This window comes from Streptomyces neyagawaensis (genome assembly GCF_023516595.1).
GTDB lineage: Bacteria > Actinomycetota > Actinomycetes > Streptomycetales > Streptomycetaceae > Streptomyces > Streptomyces neyagawaensis.
Genome location: NZ_JAMGBG010000083.1, coordinates 19,038 through 35,931, shown reverse-complemented (window position 1 = coordinate 35,931; position 16,894 = coordinate 19,038). Strand labels below are relative to the sequence as shown.

15 protein-coding genes, 1 tRNA gene and 1 pseudogene are annotated in these 16,894 nt (G+C 70.2%); 5 read left to right on the top strand and 12 right to left on the bottom strand.

Going from position 1 to position 16,894, the window contains the following annotated elements; all coding sequences use genetic code 11:
• Positions 1-5 precede the first annotated feature (5 nt).
• Complete coding sequence (locus tag M8J73_RS29895; RefSeq protein WP_240501576.1) at positions 6-920, top strand: siderophore-interacting protein; 915 nt, start codon at positions 6-8, stop codon at positions 918-920.
• A gap of 376 nt (positions 921-1,296) precedes the next feature.
• Here the strand turns inward: M8J73_RS29895 and M8J73_RS29890 are convergent, their stop codons facing one another.
• The 5 genes from M8J73_RS29890 to M8J73_RS29870 form a co-directional block, all read right to left on the bottom strand.
• Positions 1,297-1,473 (bottom strand): hypothetical protein, encoded by a 177-nt coding sequence (locus M8J73_RS29890; RefSeq protein WP_157873255.1) that lies wholly within the window; start codon positions 1,471-1,473, stop codon positions 1,297-1,299.
• Between the two features lie 79 nt (positions 1,474-1,552).
• Positions 1,553-1,625: transfer RNA gene (locus tag M8J73_RS29885), tRNA-His, on the bottom strand.
• 127 nt (positions 1,626-1,752) lie between these two features.
• Positions 1,753-2,355, bottom strand: a complete 603-nt coding sequence (orn, locus tag M8J73_RS29880) for an oligoribonuclease (protein ID WP_055541007.1) — start codon at positions 2,353-2,355, stop codon at positions 1,753-1,755.
• Between the two features lie 92 nt (positions 2,356-2,447).
• On the bottom strand, positions 2,448-3,677 hold the full coding sequence (locus M8J73_RS29875; protein ID WP_249829295.1) for a helix-turn-helix domain-containing protein: 1,230 nt from the start codon (positions 3,675-3,677) through the stop codon (positions 2,448-2,450).
• Between the two features lie 378 nt (positions 3,678-4,055).
• Entirely contained in the window at positions 4,056-4,364 is a 309-nt protein-coding gene (locus tag M8J73_RS29870) for a hypothetical protein (RefSeq protein WP_063799273.1), read from the bottom strand.
• Between the two features lie 533 nt (positions 4,365-4,897).
• On the opposite strand from M8J73_RS29870, the gene M8J73_RS29865 reads away from it, so the two are divergent.
• Both M8J73_RS29865 and M8J73_RS29860 read left to right on the top strand, forming a co-directional pair.
• Entirely contained in the window at positions 4,898-5,428 is a 531-nt protein-coding gene (locus M8J73_RS29865) for a universal stress protein (protein WP_099964700.1), read from the top strand.
• Between the two features lie 208 nt (positions 5,429-5,636).
• Positions 5,637-6,200, top strand: coding sequence for a GPR1/FUN34/YaaH family transporter (locus M8J73_RS29860; RefSeq protein ID WP_055541943.1), 564 nt, complete (start codon positions 5,637-5,639; stop codon positions 6,198-6,200).
• 152 nt (positions 6,201-6,352) lie between these two features.
• On the opposite strand, the gene glmS is transcribed toward M8J73_RS29860, so the two are convergent.
• Positions 6,353-8,170 carry a glutamine--fructose-6-phosphate transaminase (isomerizing) gene (glmS, locus tag M8J73_RS29855; protein ID WP_055541944.1) on the bottom strand — a complete coding sequence of 606 codons (1,818 nt, stop codon included), beginning with the start codon at positions 8,168-8,170 and terminating at the stop codon, positions 6,353-6,355.
• 52 nt (positions 8,171-8,222) lie between these two features.
• Positions 8,223-8,480, bottom strand: a complete 258-nt coding sequence (locus tag M8J73_RS29850; protein ID WP_055521645.1) for a hypothetical protein — start codon at positions 8,478-8,480, stop codon at positions 8,223-8,225.
• 186 nt (positions 8,481-8,666) lie between these two features.
• On the opposite strand from M8J73_RS29850, the pseudogene M8J73_RS29845 reads away from it, so the two are divergent.
• Positions 8,667-8,906: pseudogene (locus M8J73_RS29845) on the top strand (phosphoesterase); the annotation flags it as partial.
• Position 8,907: 1 nt separating this feature from the next.
• Here M8J73_RS29845 and M8J73_RS29840 read toward each other — a convergent pair.
• Complete coding sequence (locus M8J73_RS29840) at positions 8,908-9,771, bottom strand: DUF4429 domain-containing protein (RefSeq protein ID WP_055541946.1); 864 nt, start codon at positions 9,769-9,771, stop codon at positions 8,908-8,910.
• A 101-nt stretch (positions 9,772-9,872) separates the two neighbouring features.
• Between M8J73_RS29840 and M8J73_RS29835 the strand changes: the two genes are divergently transcribed.
• A complete protein-coding gene (locus M8J73_RS29835; protein ID WP_055541947.1) occupies positions 9,873-11,495 on the top strand; it encodes a beta-N-acetylhexosaminidase in 1,623 nt (540 codons plus the stop codon).
• Between the two features lie 320 nt (positions 11,496-11,815).
• On the opposite strand, the gene M8J73_RS29830 is transcribed toward M8J73_RS29835, so the two are convergent.
• Genes M8J73_RS29830 through desA form a run of 4 tightly spaced genes read right to left on the bottom strand, consistent with a single transcriptional unit; the run spans position 11,816 to position 16,866 of the window.
• Positions 11,816-13,588: an IucA/IucC family protein gene (locus M8J73_RS29830; RefSeq protein WP_055539591.1), complete on the bottom strand. Its 1,773-nt coding sequence runs from the start codon at positions 13,586-13,588 to the stop codon at positions 11,816-11,818.
• Positions 13,585-14,130, bottom strand: coding sequence for a GNAT family N-acetyltransferase (locus tag M8J73_RS29825; RefSeq protein WP_055539592.1), 546 nt, complete (start codon positions 14,128-14,130; stop codon positions 13,585-13,587). Before M8J73_RS29825 ends, M8J73_RS29830 begins: the two co-directional genes overlap by 4 nt.
• Positions 14,127-15,416: a lysine N(6)-hydroxylase/L-ornithine N(5)-oxygenase family protein gene (locus tag M8J73_RS29820; protein WP_055539593.1), complete on the bottom strand. Its 1,290-nt coding sequence runs from the start codon at positions 15,414-15,416 to the stop codon at positions 14,127-14,129. Before M8J73_RS29820 ends, M8J73_RS29825 begins: the two co-directional genes overlap by 4 nt.
• Positions 15,397-16,866, bottom strand: a complete 1,470-nt coding sequence (gene desA, locus M8J73_RS29815; protein WP_055539594.1) for a lysine decarboxylase DesA — start codon at positions 16,864-16,866, stop codon at positions 15,397-15,399. Before desA ends, M8J73_RS29820 begins: the two co-directional genes overlap by 20 nt.
• Between the last annotated feature and the right edge of the window lie 28 nt (positions 16,867-16,894).

Here is a 16,894-nt window from a genome sequence, read left to right as displayed (position 1 = left end):
ATCGCATGGCCACCATGCGCACAAGCCCCATCCTACGGTTAGGCATGCCTAACTTGATGCCCGGGGCGTGGTGCGTACCCACCTCGCGTTGCGGCGTCGACGCATGGGAAGAGGACGTCACCATGAACCGGATCAAGCCCGTCAGCCGTCGGATGCTGTCGGTCGAAGTCATGCGCAAGGAGTGGAGGACCGGAAACTTCTTGCTGGTGACCGTGGGTGGAGAGGACCTCAAGGACTTCCGGCCGATCGGAGTGGACCAGGCCTTCAGGCTCCTGTTCCGGCGGCCCGGCCAGGACCGGCTCTGGCTGCCCTCCCGGTCCGACGCCACATGGATGGCGCAGTACATGATGACGGGCAAGGCGGTACGCCCCTACGTCCGTTTCTACACGGTCCGGCACTTCTGGCCAGACCGCAACGAAATGGACATCGAGTTCGTGCTCCACGAAGGCGACAGTCCGGCCTCCACCTGGGCGCGGGGTGCCCGCCCCGGCGAACCGGTCGGCATCCTCGACGAGGGAGCCACCTACAGCCCGCCCCATGGCGTGGAATGGCAACTGCTCGTAGGGGACGAGACCGCGGTGCCGGCCATCCTGTCCATCCTGGACTCCGACGAGGGCGCGTTGCCCAGCGAAGTGTTCCTCGAGGTACCCAGCAGCGCGGACATCCAGCAGTTGAACACGCCGCAGAACGTCATCGTGCACTGGCTTCCGCGCGACGGCCGCCCCGGACTTCCGGGGCGCTACGCTCTCGACACCGTGATGAAGGCCGCCCTGCCGGCAGGGCGTTTCGCCACCTTCGTGGCGGGTGAGAATCACCTGCCCACGACACTGCGGCGGCACCTCGTCCATGAGCGCGGCGTCGACAAGTCCGACATCACTTTCGTCGGTTACTGGCGTCACGGCAGGGCGACTCCGGGATGACGGCCGGGGTGTTGGGTCGAGGCCGTCCGCGTGGACCGCCCTTTTCACCCCACAGCAGGCCGTCTTCGTCGCCATCGAATCCGAAAAGCACCAGTGCTGGACCGGCCCGATCTACTTCATGACGCACGGCGTCCGGAACGAAGAGCGGGCCCGCGAACTCGCGGCCGCGCTCCACGCCGCCCTCTACGCCGACCTGGATCCCCTCACCCGCGCCGTCCCTCCCGCATCCTGACGGGGACGAAGCCACCGCACTGGTGACATCACTTCTCGCTGACATTGATCATGAGGCGGCCTGGGCTCGATGTGCCGGCGGCGCGGTGTGCGGTGCGCGGGCCAGGTCGGTGAGCAGGTCGGGGATGTGTCGGCTGATCTGCACCTACTGTGCGGTGAGCCGCCAGGTGACCGCGCCCTCGACGGCCTTCTGTAGTTCGTGGAGCGGACGGACAGGGCCGTCGTCAGGGTCGTCGTGGGTCGCGATGGCGGCGGAGATGGCGGGCAGTGCGTCGTGCACGCGACTGTCGGCGCGCGGATGGTCGTCGAGTCCCACAAGCACGATCGGTCCCCGTGGTGTGCGCCCTCGGGCAACGACGAAGGGCTGACCCGTTTTCACAGGTCAGCCCTTGATCGTTAAGGGTGAGTGACGGGACTCGAACCCGCGACATCCTGGACCACAACCAGGTGCTCTACCAGCTGAGCTACACCCACCATGACCGGCGGTTCATCCGAAGGTTTCCCCGACCGGCCGAGAAAAAGTGTACAGGGTCTTCAGGGGTGCCCGCGCACACGTTTCCCCGCGGGGCTTCCGGGGCCCGGCAGGGCCCCCGGAGCCGGCCTAGCCCGCGGGCAGGACGTGCTTCGCGGCGATCGTGCGGGCGGTGTCGGAGTCGGGGCCGGGGTGCGGGACGAAGATCGCCTCGCGGTAGTAGCGGAGTTCGGCGATGGATTCGCGGATGTCCGCCAGCGCGCGGTGGTTGCCGTTCTTCTCCGGGCTGTTGAAGTACGCCCTCGGGTACCAGCGCCGGGCCAGCTCCTTGATCGAGGAGACGTCCACGATCCGGTAGTGGAGGTAGTCCTCCAGCGTCGGCATGTCCCGCAGCAGGAAACCGCGGTCCGTGCCCACCGAGTTCCCGCACAGCGGCGCCTTGCCCGGCTCCTTCACGTGTTCGCGAACGTACGTGAGGACCTGCTCCTCGGCGTCCGCCAGGGTCGTGCCGCCGGGCAGCGCGTCGAGCAGACCGGACGCGGTGTGCATCTGACGCACCACCTCCGGCATGGTCTCCAGCGCCGAGTCCGGCGGGCGGATGACGATGTCGACACCGTCACCGAGCACGTTCAGCTCGGAGTCGGTGACGAGGGCGGCCACCTCGATGAGCGCGTCGTCGGACAGCGAGAGGCCGGTCATCTCGCAGTCGATCCACACCATGCGATCGTTCATGTGTCTCACCTTACGGCCCGTGACAGCCGTACGGCCCGGTCCTGCACCGGGGTGATCCAGTGCGGGACCGGGCCGTCATGCGCCGCTACGGGCTAGTGCGCGCTGCGCTGCCCCGGCAGCCGGCCGGTGGCGTACAGCTCCGGCTTGGCGCCGCCGTCCGCCGCGAGGGACGCCGACGACGCCAGGGCGCTCGCCGCGGCCGTACGACGGGCCTGGAGCGGCACCCCGTGGGCGTGCTCCGGCGACACCGCGGACGGACCGTGGTGGCCGGCCTGGCTGTCGTGCTCGACGGGCTTGTCGCCCTGCGGACGGCGGGCACGGTAGGCCGCCCGGTACGCCGCGGGGGACGAGCCGAGCTGGCGGCGGAAGTGCCCGCGCAGCGCCACCGGCGAACGGAAGCCGCAACGGCCCGCGACCTCGTCCACCGAGTAGTCCGACGTCTCCAGCAGCCGCTGCGCCTGCAGCACCCGCTGGGTGATCAGCCACTGGAGCGGGGCGCTGCCGGTCAGCGACCGGAACCGGCGGTCGAACGTGCGCCGGCTCATGTAGGCGCGTGCGGCGAGCGTCTCCACGTCGAACTGCTCGTGGAGGTGCTCCAGCGCCCAGGCGACGACCTCGGCGAGCGGGTCGGCGCCGATCTCCTCCGGTAAAGACCGATCGAGATAGCGCTCCTGGCCGCCCGACCGGCGCGGCGGGACCACCAGCCGGCGGGCGAGCGCGCCGGCCGCCTCGTTGCCGTGGTCCGTCCGCACGATGTGCAGACATAGATCGATTCCGGCCGCGGTGCCGGCCGATGTCAGTACGTCCCCGTCGTCCACGAAAAGCTCCCGTGGATCGACATGGACGGACGGATAGCGCTTGGCCAGCGTCGGCGCGTACATCCAGTGCGTGGTGGCCGGTCTGCCGTCCAGCAGTCCGGCCGCGGCCAGCACGAACGCACCGGTGCACAGCCCCACGATGCGGGCGCCCTCTTCGTGCGCGCGACGCAGGGCGTCGAGCGCTTCCTCCGGCGGCGGTGAGGTGATCGAACGCCATGCGGGCACGACCACCGTGCCCGCCCGCGAGATCGCCTCGAGGCCGTTCGGTGCGGTGAGTTCCAGGCCCCCTGTGGTCCGCAGGGGTCCTTCCTCGCCCGCGCACACCAGAAGGCGGTAGCGCGGTACGCCGGCGTCCTGGCGGTCGATCCCGAACACCGACAGTGGTATGGAACTCTCGAAGATGGGGCCGCCGCTGAACAGCAGCACCGCGACGATCTCCTTGCGGCGACGCCCGGAAAGCTTCCGGGCCGCGGCATCCGGCGCGGCGGTGGAGTCGTGGCTCATCCTGCTAAGCCCCCCTCGGTGGTCGCGGCTCCTCGGTTGTGTCGCTCCTGCACGTTTCCCCTCGGTCCTGCACGAGTCCCCCGCCGTAAGACAGTCATGATCGAATCTACTGTGTCCCGTGGTGCCGGCGTGACCAGTTCGCCACCCGGCACATTGTCGACATGGCAACTTGGCGTAAAGCATTCGATCACGAAGCGTTGCACTCGTGGGCCGTGCAGGGAAGTACGCCTCGTCCCAGTGGCTGGTCCACGTAGGGTGCGCGCGGCCCCGGGACCCCTTTCAGTGCAGGTCGAACCGGGCGTGGAGGGGTGTTCGACCCTGGGATGCCCGGTGAGCCGAAGTTGGCTGAAAAGATACGGGGGTGTGTGCGGAAACCGGTCAGTCGCCCGGCGTACTCGGACCGGAGGTCCGCCCGCCCCTGTGAGCCCCTGAGTCTGTGCGGCCGCGTCGGCCGCGCTGAGGGGAGTGCTCTTCGGCCACGGCGTGTTCGGTTCGGGCCGAGGGGGCCGCGTGTGCCAGGTCGGCCGCGAGGGCGGCTCCGCGTTCGGACCGGCGCAGGAGGACGCGGCACACTCCGGTCACCGCGGCCAGGCCCAGCGCCGCGCCGGTCGCGCCGGCCAGCGAGGTGCCGTACCAGACGAGGACGACCGGCACGAGCACACAGCTGAACGCCGCCCAGCGGACCACGTCCGTCGCGGTGTCGGGATGGGCGGGGGAGAGGACGGGGACGCCGGCGGGGGGAGGGCCGGCGGCCGGAGGGGGACCGTCCGCCGCGGAGGGGCAGGGGGTGTCGGGGACGGTGCGCGGGGCGTCGGGGGCGGGGTGGGGGGACTGTCGGACGGTGCGGTGTGCGGACACGGGCTTGCTCGCTTCTGGCTCCCTCGGGTCTGGCTTACCGGGGTTCAACGCCTGTTCGACCCGTCGGTCACTGCCGACACCCCCTCGGGTGGACCGGCGGGCGCAACCCCGTGTGTCACTCCGGCCGTACGGTGCCCCGGCCGGGCGGCGTGAACCGGCTGTACGGGGCAGCAACCGTTGCGTTACGGGCGGGGGGTCGTGCATGCTCCCTGGAACCCCGCGGAGCCGGTGCGCGGAGGAGGCGTGCGGCCGTACCCTTGGGGGTATGGGGTTGGGAAGATGATTCCCGGACACAGCTCCGCCTCACACTGACGTCCCACCCACGTCGTCCCACCCACGAGGATCCAGACGCCGAGACACCCATGGCCGGTCACGAATTCTTCGACTCCGCGGACCGCAAGCGACGTCCCGTCGCCGATCACACGGCGGCCGACCCCCTCGCGGCGGAAGAGGCGCGCCCCAGCTGCGATCCCGCCTTCAAGCACGGCGTCGTCGTCGGCTTCGACGGTTCGACGTCCAGTGAGCGCGCCCTCGCCTACGCGATCGGCATGGCCCGCCGCTCCGGCTCGGGCCTGATCATCGTCCATGTCGCCAACCGGCTGCCCACGACCGTGTGGGCCGGCTGCGAGCCGCCGGTCTTCGTCGACGTACCGGATCACCGCACCGAGGTGCTCGGGCTGGAGCTCGCCTGCGCCGACTATCTCGCCGAGGTGCCGTGGATCCTCGTCGAGCGCGGCGGTGACATCTGCCACGAACTCGAAGAGGTCGGGCGGGAGTACGAGGCCGACGCGATCGTCGTCGGATCCACGCACGGCATCGTCGGGCGGATCTTCGGCTCCGTCGCCGGACGCCTCGCGAAGCGGGCGCAGCGGCCCGTCATCGTCATTCCGTAGCCCCTCGTCACTCGGCTCCCTTCCAGCTCCTCCCCTCGCATGCCTTCCTTTCCGCAACTCCCTTTCCCCGCAGGTGGGATGGGTGGAGGTCCGTGCGGGTCCCCGTGTGCCGCCGTGTGAACCTACTGGCGCGTAGAGGTGTTTGTGCTCTTGTGAAGGGCATAACCCGATCGCCGCACCACCGCACACGCACGAAGGGAGCCCCGCCGTGGACAACGACGTCTCCGCGGGAAGCAACACCACGACTCTCGGCCAACTCGCTCTCGGACTGACCCTGTTGGCGTTCGGTCTCGGGCACACCCGGATGATCGACGGCCTGACCGAGGCCGACGCCGGCCCGCTCGCCGCCTATGTCGGCGGCGTCGCCCTCTTCGTCGCCGGTCTCCTCGCCTTCCGCGACCGCGACGGATTCACGGGCACGGCCCACGCCGGGCTCGGCGCCCTCTGGTTCACCTGGTCCGTGGGCGACCTCGGGTCCGCCGACGCGAAGGGGCTGTTCCTGCTCCTGTTCGCCCTCGTCGCGCTGAGCCTGACGCTCGGGGCGTCCGGCGCCGCGACGCTCACGCGGGCGACGTACGGGCTGCTGTGCGCGGCCATGCTGCTGCTGGCCGTCGCGTCCTTCGGCGACAGCGGCGCGCTCGCGAAGGCCGGCGGATGGGTGGCCGCCGTGGGCGGGCTGGTGGCCTGGTACGCGGCCACCGCGGCGTTGGCCCACTGGCCCACGACGCTTCCCAGGCGGGCTGCCGGACGGGGTGTGACGGCCACGGGTTGACGGCAGCCGGTGTCGGGGAGTTGGGCGGCCCCGGCGACATGAGCGGACCCCCACGGGTGAGATGTCACCACGTGGGGGTCCGTTCGGTTGGTGCGCGGGAGGTCAGGGCTCCTCGGAGCGGGCGCCCGCCGGCAGCCGGTACGGCGTCCCGACTACTCCACCGTCACCGACTTCGCCAGGTTGCGCGGCTTGTCGATGTCCCGGCCGAGGGCCAGGGCCGTGTGGTAGGCGAGGAGTTGGAGGGGGATGCCCATGAGGATCGGGTCGAGCTCGTCCTCGTTCTTGGGGACGAGGATCGTCTGGTCGGCCTTCTCCTGCTCCTGGTGGGCGACGGCGAGGATCTTGCCGCTGCGGGCCTTGATCTCCTCCAGGGCGGCGCGGTTCTTCTCCAGCAGGTCGTCGTCGGGGACGATCGCGACCGTGGGGAGGGCCGGCTCGATCAGGGCCAGCGGACCGTGCTTCAGCTCGGAGGCGGGGTAGGCCTCGGCGTGGATGTAGGAGACCTCCTTGAGCTTGAGGGAGGCCTCACGGGCGACCGGGTAGCCGCGGACCCGGCCGATGAAGAGCATCGAGCGGGCCTCGGCGTACTCCAGGGCCAGCTTCTTGATCGCCTCCTCCTGGCGCAGCATCTCGGCGATCTGGCCGGGCAGCTTGCGCAGGCCCTCGATGATCCGCTTGCCGTCGCGGACCGAGAGGTCGCGGGTGCGGCCGAGGTGCAGGGCGAGGAGCGCGAAGGCCACCGTCGTGTTGGTGAAGCACTTCGTGGAGACCACGCAGACCTCGGGGCCCGCGTGGACGTAGATGCCGCCGTCGGCCTCGCGGGCGATCGCCGAGCCGACGACGTTCACCACACCGAGGACGCGGGCGCCCTTGCGCTTCAGCTCTTGGACGGCCGCCAGCACGTCGTAGGTCTCACCGGACTGGGAGACGGCGACGTAGAGGGTGTCGGGGTCCACGACCGCGTTGCGGTAGCGGAACTCGGAGGCCGGCTCGGCGTCGGCGGGGATACGGGCCAGCTCCTCGATCATCTGGGCGCCGATCATGCCCGCGTGGTACGAGGTGCCGCAGCCGAGGATCTTCACCCGGCGGATCTGGCGCGCCTCGCGGGCGTCCAGGTTGAGGCCGCCGAGGTGCACGGTGGAGAACCGGTCGTCGATGCGGCCGCGCAGCACACGGTCCACGGCGTCGGCCTGCTCGTGGATCTCCTTGTGCATGTACGTGTCGTGGCCGCCCATGTCGTACGAGGCCGCCTCCCACTCCACGGTGGTGGGCTCCGCGGTGGTGCGGGTGCCCTCCGTGGTGAAGGTGCGGAAGTCGTCGGCCTTGAGGGTGGCCATCTCGCCGTCGTCGAGGGTCACTATCTGCCGGGTGTGGGCGACCAGCGCGGCGATGTCCGAGGCGACGAACATCTCCTTCTCGCCGATGCCGAGGACGACCGGGGAGCCGTTGCGGGCGACGACGATGCGGTCGTTGAAGTCGGCGTGCATCACGGCGATGCCGTAGGTGCCCTCGACGATGCGGACCGCCTGGCGGACCTTCTCCTCCAGGGTGGTGGCCTGGGAGCGGGCGATGAGATGGGTGAGGACCTCGGTGTCGGTCTCGGAGAGGAACTCGACGCCGTCCGCCTCGAGCTTCTTCCGCAGGTCGGAGGCGTTGTCGATGATGCCGTTGTGGACGACGGCGACCTTGTTGTCGGCCGACATGTGCGGGTGGGCGTTCACATCGGACGGGGCGCCGTGGGTGGCCCAGCGGGTGTGGGCGATGCCGGTGGTGCCCTTGAAGCGCGCGGGGACCTTGGCCTCCAGGTCGCGGACCCGGCCCTTGGCCTTGACCATCTTCAGGCCCGCCGCCTTGGGCGAGGTGACCACTATGCCCGCCGAGTCGTAGCCCCGGTACTCCAGGCGCTGCAGGCCCTCCAGGAGCAGCGGCGCGACATCACGCTTGCCGATGTAGCCGACAATTCCGCACATATATGGGTATCCCGTTTCTCGGTCGGTGTGGACCGGGTCCGTGGCCTTCCCGTCAGCCGTAGACGATGCGGCGCAGCTGCCTGAGCGTGAGCTCCGGCGGCGCGACCGCCCGGTATTTCAGGTCCGCCTCGATCCGTTCGAAGATCGCCGCGTTCACCAGGCCCTGGGCCTGGAGCTCGCGGTGGCGGCGACGGACGTAGTCCTCCGTCGTCTCGTCAAAGTAGGCGAGCACGTCCTGGATCACCCGCAGCGCCTCGCCCCGGCTCAGGGGCGTGGATCGCGTCAGATGATCGACAAGTTCGTCGTGCACCCGGTAGATCCTGAGGTACGAGCGTGCGTTTCGCAAGAATTCTGCCCGATTTCGGGCAGGCCCCTGTGGTGGAGCCTTGGGAGAGCGTTGAACGTGTTACGGGTGCCTGTTCGCTGTCCGGCCCCCCGATGGCCCGCAGCCCGTCGCCTGAGGCGACGACTTTCGGACGTCATGGACATTGCTCGTATGGGTGTTCCCGAGTCGCCGGCCGAGCGCATGAGCATGGCCGCGCAGCACGAGTACCTGCGCGCCCGCTACTCCCGGCGCACGATGATCAGAGGCGGCGCGGTCACGATCGGCGCCGTCACGGGCGGCGTGTTCGTGCCGGGCACCGCGGTCCGGGCCGCCACCCGGAGCGCCGTCCCCACCCAGGGCGCGCCGCGCGCCGAGCACGTCGACGGCTCCCTCGTCGCCCCCTTCGGCCGGGTCACATGCGCTTGAGGACCGCCTGCTTGGCCAGCGTGAACTCCTCGTCCGTGAGGACACCCGACCTGTGCAGCTCGCCCAGTTCGCGCAGGCGGCGCAGCAGGGCGTCGTGGTCGTCGCCGCCGCCGACGGGCGCGAGCTGCTTCGGCCCGGTGTCGCCGGCGCTCGACGGATGCGGCAGCCTGGCCTGTACGGCCGCCGCGACCAGCGCCATCAGCGGGTCCTTCTTGAAGCCCCACAGCTCCACGGAGTTCGGGTCGTACTTGGCCGGCGCCTTGGTCGGCGCGTTCCGCACGGTGAAGCGCAGGGCGCCGTTCTCCAGGCCCACCGAGGGCTGCCAGTCCACGGCCGCGATGTCGGCCAGCGCCAGTGTCCGGGGTCCGGCCGCCGCCTTCGCGTCCTCCGTCTTCCAGTTCCACTCCAGGCGCACGTGCTCGCCGTCGAAGCTCGCCGTGCCGTCCCCGGCGGAGACGGAGAGCGGGACGACCGGGCCCGGCAGCAGATACGCACCCACCGCGTCGGCGGGCACCTGCTCCAGCAGCAGCGCGTTGCGTATCTCGTCCACGACGTACTCGGCGACCCCGTACCGGTCGGCGTCGACGCACAGTTGATACGGGTCGTTGCCGTCGGTGAGGCGGCCGCCCGTCACCTGGAGCAGCGGGTCGGCGCCATCGCGCAGCCTCAGGCGCAACCGCCCCGACTTCCTGCCCTGCTCGAACGAGATCCCCGCCAACGCGCCCAGGGGGACGGAGAGTTCACCGAGTGTCTTGCGGAGGAGACTCACGCTCTTGTCGCGGCCCGGCGTGAGCCGCAGGGTGTCGCCGTCGAAGGTCCACGACCCGTCCCGCTGGAGGATTTCCGCCATGGGGGGATTCTTTCACCGGCCCGGCACCGAGGTGGTCTAGACCTAGCGGCCCATTGCGGGGATGGTGGTGTCGTCCGTTCGGTTGTGGGAGGGAGCACGTGGTGAGACCGCGCCACAGATCGACTCGTCTACTCGGTGCGCTGCTGCTCGTGGTGTCCGGGATCTTCGCCGTGGGAGCCGCGCCCGTGTCCGAGAACGCCGACGTCACCACGGTCCCCCTCGGGCAGGTGATCCCGGCCCCCGCCCGGGTCGAGGCCGGGGGAACGCCGTACCGGCTGACGAGCGGCGCACGCGTCGTCGTGGACGGCGGCCCCGGGGCGCGGCGGGTGGGGGAGTACCTGGCGGGCGTCCTGCGGCCGTCGACCGGCTACCGGCTGCCCGTGACGGACCGGGCGAGGGGCGAAGGAGGCGATGTCCGGCTGCGGTTGGCCGCGCACGAGCGGGCGCTCGGGCAGGAGGGATACCGGCTGCGCAGCGCCCGCTCCGGCGTCACGATCACCGCCCGCACGGCCGCCGGCCTCTTCCACGGGGTGCAGACCCTGCGCCAACTGCTGCCCCCGGCGGTCGAGAAGGACTCCGTGCAGCCGGGGCCCTGGACGGTCGCCGGCGGCACCGTCGAGGACGTGCCGCGCTACGGCTGGCGCGGGGCCATGCTCGACGTGTCCCGGCACTTCTTCACCGTCGACCAGGTCAAGCGGTATGTCGACCAGCTGGCGCTCTACAAGTTCAACAAGCTGCATCTGCACCTCTCCGACGACCAGGGCTGGCGCATCGCCGTCGACTCCTGGCCGCGGCTCGCCGCCCACGGTGGCTCCACCCAGGTCGGCGGCGGCCCCGGCGGGTACTACACGAAGGCCGACTACCGGGAGATCGTCCGGTACGCGGCCTCCCGCCACCTGGAGGTCGTCCCCGAGATCGACATGCCCGGCCACACCAACGCGGCCCTCGCCTCCTACGCCGAGCTGAACTGCGACGGCGTCGCGCCCCCGCTCTACACCGGCACCGACGTCGGCTTCAGCTCGCTGTGCGTCGACAAGGACGTGACGTACGACTTCGTGGACGACGTCGTACGGGAGCTGGCCGCGCTCACGCCCGGCCGGTACCTCCACATCGGCGGCGACGAGGCGCACTCCACCAGCCACGCGGACTACGTGACGTTCATGGACCGGGTGCAGCCGGTCGTCGCCCGGTACGGCAAGACGGTCGTCGGCTGGCACCAGCTCACCGGCGCGACACCGGCGCGGGGCGCGCTCGCCCAGTACTGGGGCCTCGACGGCACCGAGCCGGAGGAGAAGGAGCGGGTCGCGGCCGCCGCGCGCAACGGCACGGGGATCGTCCTGTCGCCGGCCGACCGGATCTACCTCGACATGAAGTACGACAAGGACACGCGGCTGGGGCTCGACTGGGCGGGATACGTGGAGGTGCGGCGGTCCTACGACTGGGATCCGGGCGCCTATCTGGCGGGGGCGGGGGTGCCGGAGTCCGCGGTGCGGGGGGTCGAGGCGCCGCTGTGGACGGAGACGATCGTGACGCCGGCCGACATGGATCACATGGTGTTCCCGAGGCTGCCGGGCGTCGCCGAGCTGGGCTGGTCACCGGCGTCCACGCACGACTGGGGTGACTACCGGGTGCGGCTTGCCGCGCAGGGGCCGCGGTGGGAGGCGCGCGGGATTGGGTATTACCGGTCGCCACAGGTGCCGTGGGGTGGGCCGGGCGCGCGGTAGTGCTCGGGGGTTCGGGTCTCGTCGGCGGGTGCGGGTGGTATGTGGTTGCTCGCGCAGTTCCCCGCGCCCCTGAAAAGCGACCGGGGCTGCGCCCCGTGCTTTTCAGGGGCGCCCATCCGATCGCAACGGCGACACCCGATGAAGGCCGGGCCGCCAGGCCCGTCCCTCCAGGGGCGCGGGGCCGTGACACATGCGGCTCCGCCGCGTGGGCGCGACCAGCCCCCACCCAGCCGCACCCGCATGCCTCGGCACGACGCGACGGGCACCTCGGAGGACCGTACTCCGAGGTGCCCGTCTGCTCCTGGGGTGTGTACCGGGGGCTAACGGCCCGCTATCGGGTTCTTCAGGTCGCCGACCAGCTGTAGCGCGCCCGCCGGGTCCGACAGGTCGACCATCTGGCGGTTGTCGCGCAGTTGAAGGCGGTTGAGGCAGGACAGCGCGAACTCGGGGGCGAACATGTCGTACTGGGCGAACCTGTCGGCGAGTTCCGGCAGCGCCCGCTGGTGGTCGCGGACCGTCTCGGCGACCGTCCGCCAGAAGTCCTCCTCCTCCAGCACGCCCTCCTCGGCGAGCTGGGCGGCGAGGAAGCGGAAGAAGCAGTCGAAGACGTCCGTGAAGATCGACAGGAGTTTCTTGTCGTCGGGGACGTCCACGCGCAGCCGCTCGACCGTCGGCGGGAGGACCGCCTGCGGGTCCATGACCGCGATCTCCTCGGCGATGTCCTTGTAGATCGCCCGCTCGACCACGCCGTCCTTCAGGACCAGGATGACGTTCTCGCCGTGCGGCATGAACACCAGGTCGTAGGCGTAGAAGCTGTGCAGGAGCGGGGTGAGGTACGCCGTCAGATAGCGGCGCAGCCACTCCGTCGGGGTGAGGCCCGAACGGGCGATCAGGGCCGCCGCGAAGCCGTTGCCCTCATGGTCGACATGGAGCAGGGAGGCCATCGTCGCCAGCGACTCGCCCTCCTGGAGCCCGGAGACGGGGCTCTCCCGCCACAGCGCGGCCAGCATCTTGCGGTACGGGGAGTACCGGTCGGTGGCGGCCTCGTACTCCAGGTGCCGGTAGCCGACGGCGGCCCGCTCGCGGATGATCGACAGGCCCGTCGACTTCAGCACCGGGTCGTTCTCGATGAGGGCGGCCAGCCAGTCGTTGATCGCCGGGGTCGCCTCCATGTACGCCGCCGAAAGGCCCCGCATGAAGCCCATGTTGAGGACCGACAGGGCCGTCTTGACGTAGTGCTTCTCCGGGCTGGAGCTGTTGAAGAAGGTCCGGATGGACTGCTGGGCCAGGTACTCGTCGTCGCCCTCGCCGAGCAGCACGAGGTGCCGCTGGGCGACCTCGGCGGCGAAGGTGACGGAGAGCTTGTTCCACCACTGCCAGGGGTGGACCGGGATGAAGAGGTAGTCGGCCGGGTCGAGTTCCAGGTCGGTGAGGACGGAGGTGAAGCGGGCGACGGTCTCCGCGCCCAGCTCGTCCCGCAGGAACGCCTCGTACTCGATGCCGACGCCCGCCGTGAACGCCGCCCGCGAACGGTGCGCGGCCAGCCAGACCAGGCGGACCGGGCTCGCCGTCTCGGGGGCGTAGGCCAGGTACTCGTGGACACCGAAGCCGAGGCGGCCGTTGTTGGCGACGAAGCAGGGGTGGCCCTCGGTCATCCCGGTCTCGATGGCCTGGAAGCCGGCGTCCACCAGCTCGGTGACCGGGATCTGCGGTTTGGTCAGCTTGTAGCAGGTGCCGGAGAGGGTGGAGGAGATCTCCTCGAGGTAGACCGGGAGGATCTCGTCGCTCAGCCCCAGGGAGTCCTTCAGTTCGATGAAGAAGTCCAGGGCGGCGAGGGGGAGGTCGACGCCGTTCCGGTGACGGGTGATCGAGTCGGCGTCGACCTGCCAGTGGTCGAGGGCGTAGCGCCGCGCGGTGAACCCGTAGCGGGTCCGACCGTCGTCGCCGCGGACCTCGAAGCGGCCGTCGGCGGTGGCCTCCGGAGTGATGAGCCGCTCATGGGCGAACTCGGCGAGGGCCTTGCGGATGAGCAGGCGGTTGGCCCGTGCCCAGCGGTGGGGGGACAGATGCGCCACGGCATCGGACGGGGTCATACGGGGACTCCTCGGGCGGCGAGGCGGTGACGGGCGAGGAACTGCTCGCGCGTGCAGAAGCTGAGCAGGGCGCGCTTCTCCGGCTTGTCGATCTCGCGGTCGGGGACGAAACCGACGAACGCGTTGAGCGCGTGCACCGCGGTGTTGGACACGTCCGGCTCGACGACGACACGGCGGGTGGCCGGGTCCTCGAAGAGGTGCGCCATCACGGCGGTGATCACGGATCGGGTGAACCCGTGTACGGGGGTGTCCGTCGGCGGCACCAGGAAGTGCATGCCGACATCGCCGGGCTCCGGCTCGTACAGGCCCACCAGCTCGCGGTGCGCAGGGTCGTACTTCTCCATGAGGAACGCGGGCTCGCCGTCGCGCAGGCCCAGAAAGGCGTGATGGTGCGGGTCGGCCGCGATCTCCCTGTAGGCGCGCTCGACGTCCGCCGGCCGGGCGTCCTGCATCATCCAGTACGCGGCCTTGGGGTGCGTGACCCAGCGGTGCAGCAGCTCGGCGTCCTTCAGCGGGTCCAGGGGACGGAAGGTGAAGGTCATACGGCGAACTCCTGGAAGGCGATGGACTTCTCGACCGGGTAGTACTCGGTGCCCAGCAGCTCGCGGATGATGGACGCGTTGCGGTACGCGCCCATGCCCAGGTCGGGTGAGGTGACGCTGTGGGTGTGGACGCCCGCGTTCTGCAGGAAGATCCCGCGGCCGGTGGTGTCGACGGCGTAGTTGCGGGCCACGTCGAAGCGGCCGTGGCCGTCGAAGACGAGCCGGTCGCGGATCGGGGTGAGGAACGCCGGCGGCCGGTAGTGGTAGCCGGTGGCCAGGACCAGGCCCTCGGTCTCGATCTCGAAGTCCTTGCCCTGCTCGTCCTGGCGGAAGCCGAGCGTGTACCGCCCGGCCTCGTGGGTGGCGCTGTTCAGGGACGAGTTGGTGAGCAGCCGGGTCGGGACCGGGCGGCCGCCGGCGGTCACGTTCTTCTGGTAGAGCAGGTCGAAGATGGAGTCGATCAGCTCCGAGTTGATGCCCTTGAACAGGCCCTTCTGCTGCTTCTCCAGCCGGTAGCGGGTCTCCTCGGGCAGCGCGCGGAAGTAGTCGATGTAGTCCGGTGACGTCATCTCCAGCGTCAGCTTGGTGTATTCGAGGGGGAAGAACCGCGGGGAGCGGGTGACCCAGTTGAGCTGGTAGCCGTGGACGTCGATCTCGGACAGCAGCTCGTGGTAGATCTCCGCGGCGCTCTGGCCGCTGCCGACGATCGTGATCGACTTCTTCTTCAGCAGCTCCGCCTTGCGGTGCATGTACTGGGCGTTGTGGAAGAAGTCGCCGCCCAGGCCCTCGCACGCCCCGGGGAGGTAGGGGACGGTGCCGGTGCCGAGGACCAGCCGTCGGGCGCGCAGGACGTCCCCGCCGGCCGTCCGCACGGCGTACACGTCGTCCTCGTACGTCACCTCGGTGACCGTCGTGCCGAAGCGGACGTTGGTCAGCCGGTTCGCGGCCCAGCGGCAGTAGTCGTCGTACTCGACGCGCAGGGGGTAGAAGTTCTCGCGGATGTAGAACGAGTACAGCCGGCCGGAGTCCTTCAGGTAGTTGAGGAAGGAGTACGGCGACGTCGGGTCGGCGAGGGTGACCAGGTCCGACATGAACGGGGTCTGGAGGTGGGCGCCGTCGAGGAACATCCCCGAGTGCCACTCGAAGTGCGGCTTCGCGTCCAGGAAGATCCCGTCGAGCTCGGCGATCGGCTCGGTGAGGCAGGCCAGGCCGAGGTTGAAGGGTCCCAGTCCGATGCCGATGAAGTCGTGGACGTGCACGGCGGATTCAGGAAGCGACGCGGTCAAGGGATTCTCCCAGGTACTGCTCGGCGTGGCCGGCGATCAGATCGAGCACGGCGGCGATGTCGGCGACCGTGGTCTCGGGGTTGAGCAGGGTGAACTTCAGGTAGTGGCGGCCGCCCACCTTGGTGCCCGCGACCACGGCGTCGCCGGAGGCGAACAGGGCCTTGCGGGCGTACAGGTTGGCGCGGTCGATCTCGGCCGGGTCGGTGACGGCCTCGGGGATGTAGCGGTAGACCAGCGTCGACAGCCGGGGCTCCACGACCACGTCGTAGCGCGGGTCGGCGGCGAGCAGCCTCCAGCCCTCCTCCGCCAGGTCGCACACCTCGTCGAAGAGCTGCCCGACGCCGTCGGCGCCCATCGTGCGCAGCGTCATCCACAGCTTCAGCGCGTCGAAGCGGCGGGTGGTCTGGAGGGACTTGTCGACCTGGTTGGGGATGCGCTCGGTGACCATGCGGCGCGGGTTCAGGTATTCCGCGTGGTAGGTGGCGTGGCGCAGGGTCGCCCCGTCCCGGACCAGGACGGCGGACGAACTCACCGGCTGGAAGAAGGACTTGTGGAAGTCGACGGTGACCGAGTCGGCGCGCTCGATCCCGTCGAGCAGGGCGCGCCGCTTGCGGGAGACGAGCAGTCCGCAGCCGTAGGCGGCGTCGACGTGCATCCACGCCCCGTACTGTTCGCACAGCTCGGCTGTCTCGGGCAGCGGGTCTATGGACCCGAAGTCGGTGGTGCCGGCGGTGGCGACGACGGCCATGGGGACGAGGCCGTCGGCCTTGCAGCGCTCCAGCTCACGGGCGAGCGCCATGGTCTGCATCCGCTTGTCGGCGTCGACCGGGACGGAGACGACCGCGTCCTGCCCGAGGCCCAGCAGTTTCGCGGACTTCTTCACGCTGAAGTGGCTGACCTCGGAGGCGAAGATCCGCAGTCGGGCGTTGTCGGCGGGCCCTTGCCACCCGCCGGGCCCCGGCTTCGCCTCCTCCCGGGCGAGGAGCAGGGCCTGGAGGTTGGACTGCGAGCCGCCGGAGGTGAACACGCCGTCGGCGGCGGGGCCGAAGCCGACGCGCTCGTTGGTCCAGTCGATGAGTTTCCGCTCGATCAGGGTGCCGCCCGCGGACTGGTCCCAGGTGTCCAGCGAGGAGTTGACGGCGGACAGGACGGCCTCGCCGAGCACGGCCGGGATGACGACCGGGCAGTTGAGGTGGGCGAGGTAGCGGGGGTGGTGGAAGTAGATCGCGTCCCGGAGGTACACGTCCTCCAGCTCGTCGAGGACGGCGGCCGTGTCGTGCAGCGGCTTGTCGAGGTCGATCCCCTCGATGACGGGAGCGAGGGCGTCGACGCCGACACCGGTGAACGGCCGGTCGGTGGTGGCGAGTTTGGCCGCCACCCGCTCCACGCCTTCGGTCACGGTGCGGCAGTACCGCTCCGCGGTCGTGTCATTGAGCAGGTGCGAGCGCATGGGAAGGTCCTCCGAGCGGGGCGGTCCG